The sequence below is a fragment of the Halomonas icarae genome, from assembly GCF_009901955.1.
Taxonomy (GTDB): Bacteria; Pseudomonadota; Gammaproteobacteria; order Pseudomonadales; family Halomonadaceae; genus Halomonas; species Halomonas icarae.
The window spans coordinates 24,297-39,386 of record NZ_WUTS01000001.1; the positions used below are offsets into that span (position 1 = coordinate 24,297).

11 protein-coding genes are annotated in these 15,090 nt (G+C 60.2%); 5 read left to right on the plus strand and 6 right to left on the minus strand.

The features are described 5' to 3' along the window. Nucleotides 1-12: 12 nt before the first annotated feature. The 4 genes from GRB80_RS00110 to GRB80_RS00125 form a co-directional block, all read right to left on the minus strand. A complete protein-coding gene (locus GRB80_RS00110) occupies nt 13-2,991 on the minus strand; it encodes a hypothetical protein (RefSeq protein ID WP_161422101.1) in 2,979 nt (992 codons plus the stop codon). A gap of 68 nt (nt 2,992-3,059) precedes the next feature. Then, entirely contained in the window at nt 3,060-4,001 is a 942-nt protein-coding gene (locus GRB80_RS00115) for a lysophospholipid acyltransferase family protein (RefSeq protein WP_161422102.1), read from the minus strand. Nucleotides 4,002-4,004: 3 nt separating this feature from the next. Continuing rightward, nucleotides 4,005-4,397, minus strand: a complete 393-nt coding sequence (locus GRB80_RS00120) for a DUF4870 family protein (protein ID WP_132041327.1) — start codon at nt 4,395-4,397, stop codon at nt 4,005-4,007. A gap of 83 nt (nt 4,398-4,480) precedes the next feature. Beyond that, nucleotides 4,481-4,888 carry a VOC family protein gene (locus GRB80_RS00125; protein WP_161422103.1) on the minus strand — a complete coding sequence of 136 codons (408 nt, stop codon included), beginning with the start codon at nt 4,886-4,888 and terminating at the stop codon, nt 4,481-4,483. 43 nt (nt 4,889-4,931) lie between these two features. Between GRB80_RS00125 and GRB80_RS00130 the strand changes: the two genes are divergently transcribed. Beyond that, complete coding sequence (locus GRB80_RS00130) at nt 4,932-5,606, plus strand: class I SAM-dependent methyltransferase (RefSeq protein WP_161422104.1); 675 nt, start codon at nt 4,932-4,934, stop codon at nt 5,604-5,606. A gap of 242 nt (nt 5,607-5,848) precedes the next feature. Here GRB80_RS00130 and GRB80_RS00135 read toward each other — a convergent pair whose 3' ends face one another. After that, nucleotides 5,849-7,114, minus strand: coding sequence for a DUF2254 domain-containing protein (locus GRB80_RS00135; RefSeq protein WP_161422105.1), 1,266 nt, complete (start codon nt 7,112-7,114; stop codon nt 5,849-5,851). Between the two features lie 86 nt (nt 7,115-7,200). Beyond that, a complete protein-coding gene (locus GRB80_RS00140) occupies nt 7,201-7,359 on the minus strand; it encodes a YqaE/Pmp3 family membrane protein (protein ID WP_161422106.1) in 159 nt (52 codons plus the stop codon). A gap of 883 nt (nt 7,360-8,242) precedes the next feature. Between GRB80_RS00140 and GRB80_RS00145 the strand changes: the two genes are divergently transcribed. The 4 genes from GRB80_RS00145 (at nt 8,243) to GRB80_RS00160 (ending at nt 14,978) form a co-directional block, all read left to right on the plus strand. Beyond that, nucleotides 8,243-9,595: a purine-cytosine permease family protein gene (locus GRB80_RS00145; RefSeq protein ID WP_161422107.1), complete on the plus strand. Its 1,353-nt coding sequence runs from the start codon at nt 8,243-8,245 to the stop codon at nt 9,593-9,595. Between the two features lie 157 nt (nt 9,596-9,752). Continuing rightward, entirely contained in the window at nt 9,753-11,798 is a 2,046-nt protein-coding gene (locus GRB80_RS00150) for a hydantoinase/oxoprolinase family protein (protein WP_161422108.1), read from the plus strand. Between the two features lie 2 nt (nt 11,799-11,800). After that, nucleotides 11,801-13,768, plus strand: coding sequence for a hydantoinase B/oxoprolinase family protein (locus tag GRB80_RS00155; RefSeq protein WP_161422109.1), 1,968 nt, complete (start codon nt 11,801-11,803; stop codon nt 13,766-13,768). 280 nt (nt 13,769-14,048) lie between these two features. Further along, the gene (locus GRB80_RS00160; protein WP_202597135.1) at nt 14,049-14,978 is read left to right on the plus strand and encodes a helix-turn-helix domain-containing protein; all 930 of its coding nucleotides are present in this window, start codon (nt 14,049-14,051) and stop codon (nt 14,976-14,978) included. The last annotated feature ends 112 nt before the right edge of the window (nt 14,979-15,090 follow it).

The following is a 15,090-nucleotide window of genomic DNA, read 5'->3' on the forward strand; positions in this document are numbered from 1 at the left end:
CAGTCGCCCGGCTCAGTCGGTCTCGAGGCGTAGGCTGTCGAACCATGTCTCGCTCTCGGGCAGTACCAACTCGCTGGCCGGCTGGCCACTGGTATACCACGCCCGGGCGTTGCGCAGCTGCCAGCGACGCCTGCCGTCGTCGATATCGATGCCCAGCCGCAGCGGCCCATAACGGGCGAAGGCACGGCCGACGAGTCGTGAATCGCGCAGGGCCAGGTTGGCCAAAAGCTCCAGGCTCTCACCGCCCCGCACGTCGAGGTTCTCCAGCCGCACGCTGTTGTCGGCGAGGATTACGCGGGTCTCGCCCTGCACCTCGCCGAGGGTGAGGCGTTTGCGCAGCCAGCGTCGCTCTCGGGCGGCGTCGACGAGTAGATTCACCAGCAGGCCGCTGTCGCGCATGGCCAGCTCCAGTCGGGCGTCGAGAACCAGCGGCGTCTCCCAGCGCAGGCGTCCCTCGGGGAGAGTGAGCCGTGCCCACCAGCCGCGGCTGAGGTTGCCGGCGGCATCGGCCAGACGCACGCCATCCAGGTTGAGCCGTGAGCCGGAGATATCGAAGTCGAGAGTGTCCAGATGGCCGTCGGTGAGTCGGGTATCCAGATGCAAGGTGCCGTCCAGGGTCTGCTTATGCACGGCGAGTCGAGCCTCCGGTGCATGCAGCTCCAGCCGGCCCTGGGCACGCATGCCCTCGAGCTGCAGCTGGAGGGCGAGGCGCGCCTGACCGGCGAGCAGCTCGAGGGTACTACCCGGGGGCAGATAGTCGTTGAACGCGGCGAGATCCGGTGCCACGAGATGGGGGATCTCGATGCGCGTATTCAGCTCGCTCAGCCCCTGGGACATAGCGAGATGGCGTGCCTGGCTGTGAATCTCCAGCAGCCGCCCCTCGATCAGGGCGCCTGCGTCCCCCTGGCGACGCAGGCCGAAACGGGGCATCGACAGATGAAGCTCTGCTCCGGGGTCAGTGGTCGTAAGGATCAGCGAGCCGTCACCGAAAGCCTCGTAGTGCAGAAAGCGAGTCGCCAGCCGGTCGGAGTGAAGCCTGAGCTCGCTGCCGGCGACGATATCGCCGTCGGCGAAGCGCAGGTCGGTGCTCAGGCGTCCGCCGCCCTGGATGGTCACGCCATGCTCTGCGGGCAGAAAGGCGTTGATAAAGTCGAGTCGGTCGAGCAGGCCGTCCAGGCGTAGCGTGCCAGAGAGAGGCCTGGCCGGCGTATCGCTGCCGGGCCAGTCGAGGCCGCCCTGGAGCCTTGCTTGGCGGGCCACCAGCTGAGTCTGCACAGGTTCGGCACCGTTCGTCGATGCCTTGACGGTCAGGCGGCTGCCAGAGAGGTCCAGGCGCTGGCTGGCGGGGTGGAGGTCGCGCAGCTCCAGGGTCAGATCCAGCTCGCCGTTGAAGGCCTCCTGCAGCAGGCGGCCTTCGATAGCATCCCCGCTCAGGGTGACTCGTCCCTGAGCGCGCTCCCCGGCGAACAGCAGCCGACCGTCGCTGCTGGCTCGACCGCCATGGAGTCGCAGCGGAGACGACGACGGCAGATAGCCATCTAGCACCGCCACGTCGGGGAAGCGCGCATCCCGCCACTCGACCTCGACGCGGGTGGGAAACTCGGCCCCGGCGTCTGAAAGGGTGACATCATCGAGTTTTCGCCAGTTCAGCGGCGACCGGAACCGGGCGACAGGTAGCTCGAGCAGGGCGGAGAGTGGCGCCTCCTCACTCGAGGCGGCGGCCTCGAGATGGAGGCGCGTGCCGGAAACGTCCACACTGTCCTCTCCAATGTCGAGCTCGACGATGGGCAGATGCAGGTCCAGCCGGCCGCGCAGGGGCTGCTCGCCGAGGCGGACTGATATGGCGTCGCCCGCCAGGTCCAATCCGCCGGTGAGGCGCTGGTCGGCATAAGTCAGTTTTCCCTCTAGCCGTGCCGAGCCCCCCAGCAGCGTCAGCGGCACCGGCGCGGGAAGGTAGTGATCGAAGCTGGCAACATCCTGAGCCTCGACGTTGCGCCACTGCAGTTCCGCGCGCTGCAGCGTATCCGGTGGCGCATCCAGGCGCAGCACGGGGGTTTCGAGGGTCAGGCGGAACCCATCACCGCCGATCACAGGCCGTTGTGAGGCGGTGTCGGTCATCGCCTCGGACATCACCACCTGGTCGAGCTCGAGAGTCAGGCGAGCCCGTTGTGCCACCTCGGCCTCGATGGCCCCGCTACCTTCGATCCGATAGCGGGATCCGCCTTCCAGCCAGTGGCGCTCGTCGAGCCGCACGCTCAGGCGAGGTGAGTTCAGACGCAGACGGCTGCCCGGTAGCACTTCGCCGCGCTCGATGGCGATGTTACCCGTCAGGTCGCCGCTACCGTCGATCGCCAGCCAGTCCAGCGCGGCGAGATAGGGGTTGAAGACGTCATAAGCGTCGCTGCGCCCGGCCAGGGCGAGGGTGCCGGAGAGAAAGCGTGTCGCCTCGCCGCCGGGATGCTCGGCCAGGATCAGCGGGGCCAGGCGAAGCTCGGCATTCAGCGCCACGGCTTGCGCCAGTACCCTGTCGCCGTGTCGGATGATCCCGTCTTCCAGTGCCAGCGCGATGCTATCGGCGCCTATCTCGCCGGCGTGCCAGTGGACTCCTGCCAGCCGCAGCGTGCCCTTGCCCGCCAGGCGGTAGGCGTCGAGGCTGGCGTGGCGGACCCTCTCGGCTTCCAGAACGTGAACCCTGATCTCTCGGTGGAGCAGAGGGACGAGCGCAAGGTTCAGGGTGGCGCGCTCGGCCGCCAGGGTCACGTCACGCTCGGCGGCACTGCCGGACAAGCGTAGCTGGGTGACTTCGACTCGGCCGGGAACCACCGTCCAGGCGTGCTGCCACTCTACCGTCAGCCGCGGTGCACGATCGAACTGAGCACGGCCCCAGGCACTGGCGAGAAGGGCGTTGGCCGCGAGGAGGTAGATGCCGTAGAGCACTACCGGAGTCAACCCGAGCCATAGCAGTGCCTTGAGTGGCCTGGCGCGGGTCATGGATGACGTACGTCGTAGTGAAATCGTAGTGACATGGCTCCTCCCGGGCACAAGCCGCGGTAGCCGCGTTAGTAGATCCGGAAGCGCCGGTGCTCGGGGTGCCCCTCCTGTTCCTGGATCACCTTGCGGTAGCGCTTGTACTCCCACTGGTACTGGGCCGGATCCAGGGCGATGGCGGCTTCGACGCAGGCGTTGACCCCGGTGGCGGACTCGATCTCGTCGGGTGAGTAGACGCGCTCATCGGCCGCCAGGAAGTGAATTTCGAAGCCTTGGCCGGGGATACGGCGTGCCACACCGGTGACCACACGGGCCTCGGTGCGGGCGACGAGCTTGGGGAGCAGGGTGGCGGTATAGGCCAGCCGATCGAAGAAGGGGGCGAAGACGCCGCTGCCCCAGCTCGGTTCCTGATCAGGGAGGATGCCGATCGCCTCGCTGCGCTTCAGTGCCTTGAGCAGAGCCGCCACGCCACGCGGGTTGGTTGGCACCAGGCTTGCCCCCATGCGCTCGCGGCCGGCCCGGGTCACGGCGTCGAGCTCGCCGAGCTTGGGCGGCTCGTACATGGCGGTGAAGGGGAAGTGGCTGGAGAGCCAGAAGTTGAGCACCTCCCAGTTGCCGAAGTGAGGGGCCAGCACGATGACTCCGCGCCCCCCGGCACGCGCCTCGTCGAGCAGCTCACGACCGTGAACGGCCAGCAGAGACGTCTCGATACGCTCTGGCTTGCCCATCCAGGCGAAGCCGATCTCGAGCATGGTCGCGGAGGAGTGGATCAGGCTCTCGCGGGCGAGGCGGTGCCGTTCGGCGGGGCTGCTCTCGGGATAGACGTGAGCTAAATTCGCCTCGGTGACGTCACGCTCGCGGCGGCTGAAGCGATGCACCAGCGGACCGACCAGGCGCGCGAGCCGCCATAGCGTGGTCAGGCGCCGGCCAGCGAGCGTTCGCCACAGTCTCTCGATAGCGCGGGCCTGGAGAGTGCTGACAAGAGTGCCTGTACGAGAAGGAGCCTTGGCCATGGGTTACACCAGCCAGGTGTCCACATTGTCGGGGGAGCGCTTCTCCTGGAGCCCCTTGAAGCCCTTGACGCAGCGAATCACCAGCCACACCACGGCCACCAGCCAGAGGACAAAGCCAATGAGCACGAACATCAGTACGCCGGCCAGGCAGAAGTAGAGTAGACCGATCCAGAAGGTACGGATCTGGTAGCGGTAGTGACGCTCCAGCCACTCGGGGCCCTTGCCGCGATAGACATAGGCAATGACCACGCCGACCAGGGCGGTCAGGCCGCCGGTGATGATGCTCGCCAGATAGAGGGCATAGATGACCATGGGGAGCGTCGTGTCGACCGGCTCGGGACTCTCGATGACGATGTTCTCGCTGTGCGGGTTTTCACGCTGCAGGTTGTCGCTCATGGCGTGGCTAACGTCCTGGTTCTTTATGGAAATTGATGTCGACATGATACCCGGCGAGGGCCGCAATGCCACCGTCGGGGGGATCAGGTTGCGTCGTCGGTTTCTGGAGTGCTGCGCAGTGGGCGGCTGATCTCCAGCAGGTTGCCGTCCGGGTCGCGCAGGTAGAGCGACTCGAGCTGGCCGGTGGCGCCCTGACGCTGTACCGGCCCCAGCTCGATCTCCACGTCGAGTGCCTGCAGGTGGCGGGCCACCTCGTCCAGCGGCAGCAGGCTGCGCAGGCAGAGATCCAGGCTGCCAGGCGTGGGGGTGCCGGCGCGGGGCTCGATATCGGTGGCCGTCCAGTGCAGGCGCAGCGCCATGTCGCCGAGGATCAGGTCGACGCGTTCGCGATCGCGGTAGCGCACCTCCAGCCCCAGCACCCGGGAGTAGAAGTCGACCGCACGGGAAATATCGGTCACGGTGATGACCAGATGGTCCAGACCTGACAGCATTCGTCTCTCCTTGGAGAATAGGGGTGTTGCCCCAGAGGATACGATGATGCCGACCTGCCCGCTATGCGCATCCGCGGATACCGCCTTCTATCACCGTGATGCGTGGCGCGACTACCATCGCTGTGAGCGCTGCACCCTGGTCTTCGTGCCACCGACCTTTCGGCTTGCCCCCGAGGAGGAGAGGGCGGTATACGACCAGCACCGAAACTCGCCGGATGACCCGGGCTATCGGCGCTTCCTGGCGCGGCTGTTCGAGCCGCTGCATGCCAGGCTCGAACAGGGAGCTCGTGGGCTCGACTTCGGTGCCGGCCCGGGACCGACGCTATCGGTGATGTTCGAGGAGGCCGGTCACCCCATGGCCATCTATGATCCCTTCTATGCGCCTGACCCATCGGTGCTCGAGCACACCTACGATTTCATTACCGCCACCGAGGTGGCCGAACATCTGTTCTCACCCGGCAAAGAGCTTGCGCGGCTGGTGGGCCGGTTACGACCCGGTGGCTGGCTCGGACTGATGACCAAGCGGGTCACCGATCATGCCGCCTTCACCCGCTGGCACTATATCCTCGACCCCACCCATGTGAGTTTCTTCAGCGAATCAACCTTTCGCTGGCTGGCCAACGAGCACGATATGAGCGTCGAGTTCCCCGCCGGCGATGTGGTGTTGCTGCAGCGTCGCTGGCGTTCGGCGTCGGTGAAGGCATCAGACGGTTTTTGATCTCAGGCGGCTGCATGTGAATCCTGATCAGCACGAGAACCTGCTGACGTCGATCCTTGCCATGAAAGCATGGTTGACGTTTGCCGTGGCTCCTGCCTCAGAGCCATGTTATAGCTACAGAACTTGCTCGCGCAAACCAAAGTAAAAGAAGCTTCAATGATCGGAGATATCATGTGCGATACTTGACAATAAGAAGAAATCGTTTGAGATAGGGAAGCCGGTGGTAGATATCCGGTACGCCATCATGTTGAAATGGAGTTTCTGTTGATTTTAATTTTCTCTAGTGTGTTAAAATCTTCCTCTAGAGATAGCTCTTTTTTTGCTCTTTTGAGTGACAAGGCTGCGTAGGCGGCGGCATGGGTCCTTATTGACTTATCTTCAAAATGCTGCATCGATCTAAAGGCTTTTCTAAGTCGTAGCCCGACTTCCAAGCTGCTTGCCCCGTCGCGTGAAATAGACAAGAAGGCATCTTCAAGCATGTCTCCGGATTTTATTTCTGGTGCTTCTAGTCGGCTATATATTATTTCTGATGAAGTGTTCTGCAAGCCGTCATCCCAGACCTTTAATATTCTCACAAGTGCACCAATGACACCGATCGCAGTTCCGCTGTCATTAATGCCTGGCGATAGCGCTTTACTAGCAATTTCTGAAAGAACAACCAGGCCGAACCTTGGGTCTTCATCGAATACCCTGTTTTTCCCAATGCAAAAAGCATTAAGAATATTTTCCTTATCAACATTTTCGCCATGTTGTTTACCTTTCTCTATGTAAGCCAACGGCAGGCCTGGAGAGGAAAATGTGCCAGGTAAGGCATTGAGTCGAATGCGAGTCTCCAATGACTCCGCGATGGATTGTAAAGTCGGCATGTCAATATTTTGTATGTAGCCAATTTCGTCACTATATATCGCCTCATCATCCCAGTTATGGTTCGACACCTGGTGGGCCCCCATTCTAGGTGCTTTCAATTGCAGGTTCATGGCATTGATAGTGGCTGTTTCCACTTTCTCGATAGTTGACCCCAATCGCCCTAAGCGTGCGATAGAGTCAACCCAGCGAATAAAAGTAACGATGACGATAGCAAAGGATATTAACGTTAAAGAGAAAAGTGAAAACCTTCCCACCTTGTCAAAAAAACCATTTTTTATGGCAATAAGAGCCACAATGCTAAAGATGAAAGCACCCACGAACATGGAGAGCGCATTCTGCGATACATCATCTGAAACTACTAGAGGGAAAGATCTTGGTGTTGCTGTACTACTTGCCGAGGCGAAGGCAGACACCATTGATGAAACGGAAAATGTGGCAATAACAAGCATGCTTGCCGCCATTATTGATAATAATGTTTCAATAGTTTCTTTTGAAATATCAGGCGTTATGGATTCAATCGGGAGCTGATCAGCAGCTTTTGCAGCAAATGTTAATATAACTGAAAAAACACAGACGAAGAGAGGCTTTATCCAAAGCTTCTCTTTCATCCTGTTGACAAAGTATCCCATTTTAAAAGCCATCTGCGCGCCCCCCTATCCCCTGCCATGCGACTCCGCGAGGATCGATAAGCCCATGGCCTTGCTTTTAACATCTTCATGGCCGAGGGCTATTTTTTAGCAATCACCCAGACGGCGTGTACGATCCCGGGAATGTATCCACAAATAGTCAAAATGATGTTGATCCAAAAATGCATACCAATGCCGACCTGGAGGAAAACACCAACAGGTGGAAGGAAGATGGCGAGAAGGATACGTATCAGGTCCATTTGGAACTCCTTAAAGCTGAGATGATGGGGTGATGCTTGAAGGTAAGATAAAACTAGTGAGATTAATGTAAAGTGAAGTTAAATGTTCTCTGTAAGGCTAGTTCATAAGCCGAATTCAAGCAATAAACGTAGCACCTGCAGTATCCATGGTGGCTGACTGTTTTTCCAGTATTTACTGCCTAAAATACGGTATACGACAGATAGTCAAGCCGTTTTTGTGAACGCTTATTCAGCTTATTGCCCATCCTGCGTAGCTCGGTATCGGTTATCTGTCGGACGTCTGTTCCCAAGGGTAAGGTACTGCCATGCCATGCCATGCCATGCCATGGCATGGCATGGCATGGCAGGCCGTTGATTTTCTCGTCGGCTTGAGAGGGGTGGGCCCTCCCAGTGAAGCATGATGGGCCAATCGTTAAGCTTAACTGGGCAGTGCTTGGTGCCTGCACGCTAGGGATCTTGTCGAGCTCGGCGCAGGCCCATGCTTCTATCGTGCTGTCCAGGGTGCTGCGTTTTTCTGTTCATCCAGGTCTATAGGTCGATGATATAAAGCAGTCAATTTATTTGCTGTTTAATTATTAGTATAGTCGTTGTGTATTGCTGGTTAATTTCCGCTTGCCACCCTTTGTGGTGTGGGTGGGGTGGTGTGGATGAGTGCAGTGCACGCAATGCCAATCAACAGTGCACCCTGAGACAAACGCTTCCCATGGATTTCTGCCTAAGGTGTGTGGGTACCGGTCAGCGACGTGAACGCGAAGGCAGTTAAAGAATAACAACTGCAGACTCGACATGACCTTGCTCGGTATTCCATTAGCCACTCCTTATGTGATCTTTGTGCAATATAAATATGCATAAAGAAAGGCATACAATAACAATGGAGAAAGCAATGAAAAAAGAAACCGCCAATAGTGAGGCTAAAGATCTCGACTTTTCTGAACGTCCCGTGCCCGAAGAGGGCAGGATGCCGCGTGTCAATCTGATGATGGCCTGGTGGGCGGTATGTAGCGCGATCTTTTATATGGTGGTGGCAGCTGCCATGGCGCGTACTTATGGCACTGCCAACGCCTTGCTGGGCATTGTCTTGACGGTGATTGCCTATGGTCTGATCAATGGCATCATCAGCCGTTACTCCATGAAGACGGGGTTGACCGTTGCGCTTTTCTCTAAAGTACTGTTTGGCCACTTTGGTGCCGTCGTCGCCACGCTGATCTTCTTTGCCACCGCCCTCTACTACGCGGTTTTCGAAGGGTATGTCATGGCTCTGGTGCTGTCGGAGTGGAGTGGAAGCCTTTCCATGCCGTTGGCCACGGCGATCGTGGTGATATTCGGCGTCGCCTTGATATTTGGTAGCGTGCAACACTGGCTGGACAAGTTTAATGGCGTGCTGCTGCCAGTCTATGTGATCGGCATGCTGGTTGCAGTTGGCATGGCCGTGGCGGAGTTCGGTTATCCGTCGGGCTGGTTGACCCGTGTACCGGTGAGCGGAGCTTCTCCCTGGGGGTGGCTACACACCTTTGCCTACTACATGGGCGTCTGGGTGCTGATGATGTTCACCTTCGACTATGCGCGTTTTGGGCGGAAGAAGGACTCGGGATTTCATGCCCGTCTCACCTTCGGGATTCCCTTCTATGCCATGACCTTTCTGTTCAGCGGTGTTGTCGGCATCCTTCTCGATTCAATGATCCCCACGGATGGGCTGTCCGAGGCCTCCATTGTGCTGGGCCTGCTGGAGTTGATGGGAGTTGGGGGGCTGCTGCTGGTTTGGGTGACCCAGAGCCGTATCAATACGGCCAACTTCTATCTCGCGACCGTCAACTTCGAATCCTTTGTACGCAAGGTGACGGGGATTCGCCTGTCCAAGGTGCTGGCGGGCTGTATGATAGGCGTGATCGCCTATGTGCTGATGATGGCGGATGTCTTCTCCTACATTCTTCAGGCTCTGGCCTATCAGGGAGTCTTTGTGGTGGCGTGGGTGGGAGTCGCTCTGGCGCACATTCTGTCCCGCACCTATCAGGACCGCTTCAATAGCCATGTGGAATTGGATAATGCCTATATCCCAGCCTTCAACCCCTGTGGATTGATGGCTTGGTGCGGAGCCGCGCTGGTAGGCATCGTTATCATGCAACTTCCTTCGGTCTCCGGGTTCTCCGCGCCGGCCACCTTCCTGTGTGCCTACATGACCTACTCACTGGGCCTGCGTTTCGCCAAGTCGGAGTGGTACGTAGCCAGTCTCAAGTAGCTATTGAACCGATCGTGTAACTTGATTCACGACAGTCACTGCTTTGCCGCGATAGAAAGATAGATAAACAACCATAAGTAATAGTAATTGAAATAAATAAAGCTTCAGAAATTAAAGCAGCTAAAGCCATAGTCGCTACAACAAGAGAGGAATCACTATGTCCAAGTTAAGAGTCGCCGTCGATGCCGGCGGAACCTTTACCGACGTCTGTATTTATAATGAAGAGACTCAGGCGTTCCGCGTCACCAAGGTTCCCTCTACGCCAAGTAACCCCAAGCAGGCCGTGATCGACGGGGTGCGGCGTGGCGAGATCGATCTTTCGGACGTGGATCTGTTCTTCCACGGCACCACCGTTGCCACCAATGCGCTGATCACCCGTCGCTTCCCCAAGGCGGCACTGGTCACCACCAAGGGCTTTCGCGATGTGATCGAGATTCGTGACGGCACCAAGGACAATCTGTGGGATGCCTACGAGGATGTGAGTGGCCCCTACATCCGCCGTCGCGACCGTTTCGAGGTGACCGAGCGCGTCGACTACGCCGGTGAAGTCGTGACCCCGCTGGATGAGGAGGAGGCCCGCATCCTGGCTCGCAAGCTCAAGCGGCGTGGTGCCACCACGGTAGCGGTGTGCTTCATCAATTCCTATGCCAATGCCGAGAACGAGAAGCGCATGCGGGAGATCCTCGAGGAGGAGATTCCCGAGGCGAGCGTCTCGACGTCATCGGATATCCTGCCCGAGATATTCGAGCATGACCGCTTCAATACCGCGGTGGCGAATACGGTGCTGGGTCCGCTGGTGTCGGACTACGTCAAGCAGCTCGACGATGAGTTGAGCGCGGGTGGCTACGATAACGACCTGCTGCTGCTGCACTCCGGTGGTGGCTCGATGACGCCGGCCATGGCGAAGCACTTCCCGGTGCGTCTGGCGGCCTCCGGTATCGCCGCGGGAGCGATCGCCGCCAAGCATATCGCCGAACAGTGCGGTTATCAGAATGCCGTCGGGCTGGATATGGGGGGCACCTCTACCGATATCTCGCTGATCCATGATGGTGAGCTGCGCGTGACCAAGCAGTGGGGAGTGGAGTATGGGCACCCCATCGTGTTTCCGAGCATCGAGGTACTGACCGTCGGTGCCGGTGGGGGCTCGCTGGCGCATATCGATATCGCCGGGGCCCTGCGCAATGGCCCGCAGTCTGCCGGGGCCGACCCGGGCCCGGCCTGCTATGAGCGTGGCGGCACGGAACCTACCAATACCGATGCCAACCTGGCGCTGAATCGCCTGGGCACCGTGCTTGCCGGCGGCGCACTCGAGCTGAATCGGGACAGGGCGACCCAGGTCATCGCAGAGCGTGTCGGCCAGCCGCTGTCGTTGGATACGGCCGAGGCGGCACAGGCGGTCATCAAGGTGGCGAATGCCAACATGGCCGATGCGGTGAGGCTGGTGTCGATCCGCCGTGGTCTGGATCCGCGTGACTTCGCCCTGATCGCCTTCGGCGGTGCCGGTGCCCTGCACGGTGCCGAGGTGGCCAAGGAGCTGGGCATCCCGGCGGTGATCGTGCCCCCCAATCCCGGGGTGACCTCGGCGATGGGGTGTCTGCTGGTGGATATCCAGCACGACCTCTCGATGATGTACACCGCGGCGGCGGAGAGTGCCGACCTGGAAGACCTCGAACGCCAGTTCCGGTCACTGGAGGATGAGGCGGTGGACAGGCTGCGCCACGAGGGCGTCGCCGATGCCGATGTGGTCCTGCAGCGTGGCATCTCCATGCGCTATCAGGGACAGTGGCGCTCCCTGCAGGTGGCGATGGGCAGTGGCGATGCGTCACTCGAGGATGCCATCGAGATGTTCCACCAGGAGCATGAGCGGCAGTTCTCCTTCCGCCAGAATGCGCTTCCCGTCGAGATCTACCAGCTTCACCTGCGTGCCGTAGGCAAGACACCCAAGCCGGAGTTTCCGCGTAGCGAGCGTCAGCCGGGTGCCCAGGCAGAGCCGCATGCACACCGCGAGGTCTACTTCGAGGGGCAGTGGCACCGGACGCCGGTCTACAACCGGGCCACCCTGCCGGTAGGCTTCGAGTTCTCCGGTCCCGCCATCATCGACCAGCTGGACTCCACCACCGTGGTACCGCCCGATACGGTGGCGTCGATCGATGAGTGGAAGAATATTCGCATTCAACTGATTCAGTCGGGAGAGGAGGCATGATCATGGCATCTACCAACAAGGACAACACTCTCGATCCGGTTACCTTCGAAGTCCTCAAGAACGCCTTCGCCACCAGCGTCGACCTGATGAGCGAGCAGATCCTGCGTACCTGCTATTCGTTCGTCATCTACTCGCGCGACTTCTCCTCCGCGCTGTGTGATGCCGAGGGCAATACGGTCATGCAGGGTAGCGGTGATATCGCGGTGCACGTCGGCACCCTGCACTTCCAGTGCAAGGCGGTGCTCGAGGAGTTTGCCGACGATATTCACCCCGGGGATGTCTTCGCCATCAACGACCCCTATCGTGGCGGCACCCATCTCAACGATGTCAGCTTCATTCGCCCGATCTTTTCCGAGGGTGAGATCATCGGCTTTGCCCAGAACAAGGGGCACTGGGCGGATATCGGCGGCAGCGTGCCGGGCTCCTTCGACGTCAACGCCAGCACTCACTTCAGCGAGGGGCTTCGCATCACGCCGGTGCGTGTCTGGCGCGAGGGCGTGTTCCTGCACGATGTCGCCCAGCTGCTGGTCTCCAACACCCGCGCCCCGGCCCAGGCCCTGGGGGATCTGCAGGCCCAGGCAGAAGCCACGGCGGTCTGTGAGCGTGAGGTCCTGCGTCTGGTCGACAAGTACTCCAAGGCCACCGTGGTGGCGGCCATGCAGGAGACCCAGGACTATGTCGAGCGGGTCGTTCTCAAGAGCCTGGCGGGAATGCCGAAGGGTGAGTGGGAGACGGTCGACTATATCGATGCCGACCCTGCGCTTGGTGAGGGGATGGTGCCGATTCGCATCAAGCTGACGCTGGATGGCAACGGCATCCACTATGACCTGTCGGGTTCGGCGCCTGCGGTCTCCACCTTTCTCAACTCCAGCTATGGCACGACCCACTCCGCCATCTACGCGGGTACCAAGACCTTCTTCCCCGATGTTCCGCTCAACTCCGGCTTCTATCGCGCGGTGACGGCCAATATCGGTGAAGAGGGCAGCGTGGTGAACGCGGGCTGGCCTCATGCGGTCACCGGCTTCTGCTCCGGCCCCTACGAGAAGGTCATGAACGGTATCTTCGAGCTGTGGAGCGGGGTCATGCCGGAGCGTGCCATGGCCTGTGCCTTCAACCTGGAGTACCTGCTGATCGGCGGTAATGATGGACGCACCGGCAGCGGCGACTACTTCATGTGGTATGACTGGATGGCCGGCGGCTGGGGCGGGCGTCAGACCAAGGATGGCTCGTCGGCCACTTCCCCGGTATTCGGCACCGGGCTGGCGGTGCAGCCGGTGGAAGGGCAGGAGAGGCTGAACCCCGTGCTGACCATGTGTCACGAGATCAGCATGGACTCTGCCGGTCCGGGCCGCTTCCGCGGGGGTTGTGGAGTCGAGAAGGGAGGCAAGCTGACCCAGGTCGACAAGACGGTGATGAGCTACTGCTGTGACCGCGGCCGTTCGGTGACCTGGGGGGTGAATGGCGGGCTGCCCTCGGTCCCGCATGGGGTGTGGATCAACAAGGGAACGCCGGATGAGAAATACCTGGGGGCCACCTTCTCGAACGTGACGGTACGCTCCGGAGACACCTTCACGCGACCCTCGGCGGGTGGCGGTGGCTTCGGTGACCCGCTGGAGCGCGATGCACAAGCGGTGCTGGATGATGTGATCGATGGCTACGTATCCGTCGAGCGCGCCGAGTGCGACTATGGCGTGGTGATCCAGGTCAACGACCCCGATGTCGATGACTATGTGATCGACACCGAGCGCACCGCCAGGGCTCGCGAGTGGATCCGGGCGAATCGGCGGGAGTGGTTGCAGACCCCCCCCAAGGACGTCGCCAAACAGTACCGAAATGGCGAGCTGAATGTCCTGGACGTGATTCGTCGCTACGGCGTGGTGCTGGACTGGGGCACGGGTGAGTTGCTGGAGAAGTCGACGCAACAGTATCGTGACTCGCTGGCCAAGCGCTCATCCAGCTTCTGGACGTGATATTGCGATCGCGAAGGTGAACGGCGAGACTTCGGTAGGACCCTGGCCCGATCAGTTCGGGCCGGGCCTCCGGAGTCTCGCCTTCGTTGCGACACGCCTAGATACGGCGCGTGAACAGTCAGAGAGGAGTGGCATGAATACAACGACGACAATGCCAGAATCCGCCGAGTTGCCAGGAGCTGCCGGTTTACCTGGAACCACTGATTTACCAGGAACCACTGATTTTCCTGGAACCACAAGGCCGGCAAGGGGCGGTGGGGGCACAAGACCCGACACACGGTTGAGCTCCAACTCCCAGAAACGCTGGACGCAGATCATTTCCGATACCTACTTTCCATTGACCCTGAGCTACGGTGGCCATAAGGAGGATGCCTTCCAGGGGTCGCTGAAGGTCTGGAAGGCGGCGGGTAGTGACTACTCCCTGTCTCGCCTCACCTCCGACAGGGCCGAGTACTCCCGCTCGCGCTCGCAGATTGCCGAGGATAGCCAGGCATCGTTTCTGGTGACGATCCCGCTGCGGGCCCAGGTATTCTTTTCCCAGCATGGAAGGAACCTTAACTGCCCTCCGGGCCACTTCATCGTCGAGCAGGGCGATGCGCCCTACCGGTTCGGCTACGCGGCGCCCAATGATATGTGGGTCTTCAAGGTGCCCGAGGAGTCGATGAAATCCCGCATTCGGCGCCCGGAACGCTATTCGCAGCACTGCTTCTCCGCGCAGGAGGGCATCGGCTGTGCCTTCGTCGAATTCCTGAAGATCTGCTCACTGCATGTGAACGAGTGCAGCGTTGAGGATCAGAGCCGCCTGTTCGAACAGGCTCTGAGCATGCTGTCGATGGTGCTGGAGCAGGATGAGCGGGTGCTGAACAGCGACCAGTCGCATCTGAAGACCGCCCACCTGATGCGGATCGAGCGCTATATCTCGGCCAATCTGGGTGACCCCGAGCTGTCACCCGCGCGTATTGCCCGTTTCTGCGGCATCTCCCTGCGCTATCTGCACAAGCTCTTTGCCGGGTCCGGGTATACGGCCGCCGAGTGGATACGCGCCCAGCGGCTGGAGGCCGCGCATCGCGAGCTCGAGTCGCTCCCCCTGGGGGTCAATATTGGTGAGGTGGCCTACCGCTGGGGATTCTCGGAACAGTCGCAGTTCAGCCGCGCGTTTCGCAGGCGGTTCGGCTATTCCGCCAGCGAACTGCGGGATCGCATGGGGTGAAAGTCAGCGGTGTAGTTCCTGAATTCATCCGATACGCGCGGCACCTGCGGTAGCCAGTCGTTCACCGCTAACAGAAAGCGCTAACACAAAAGGAGGCAAGTCCTGCCATGCA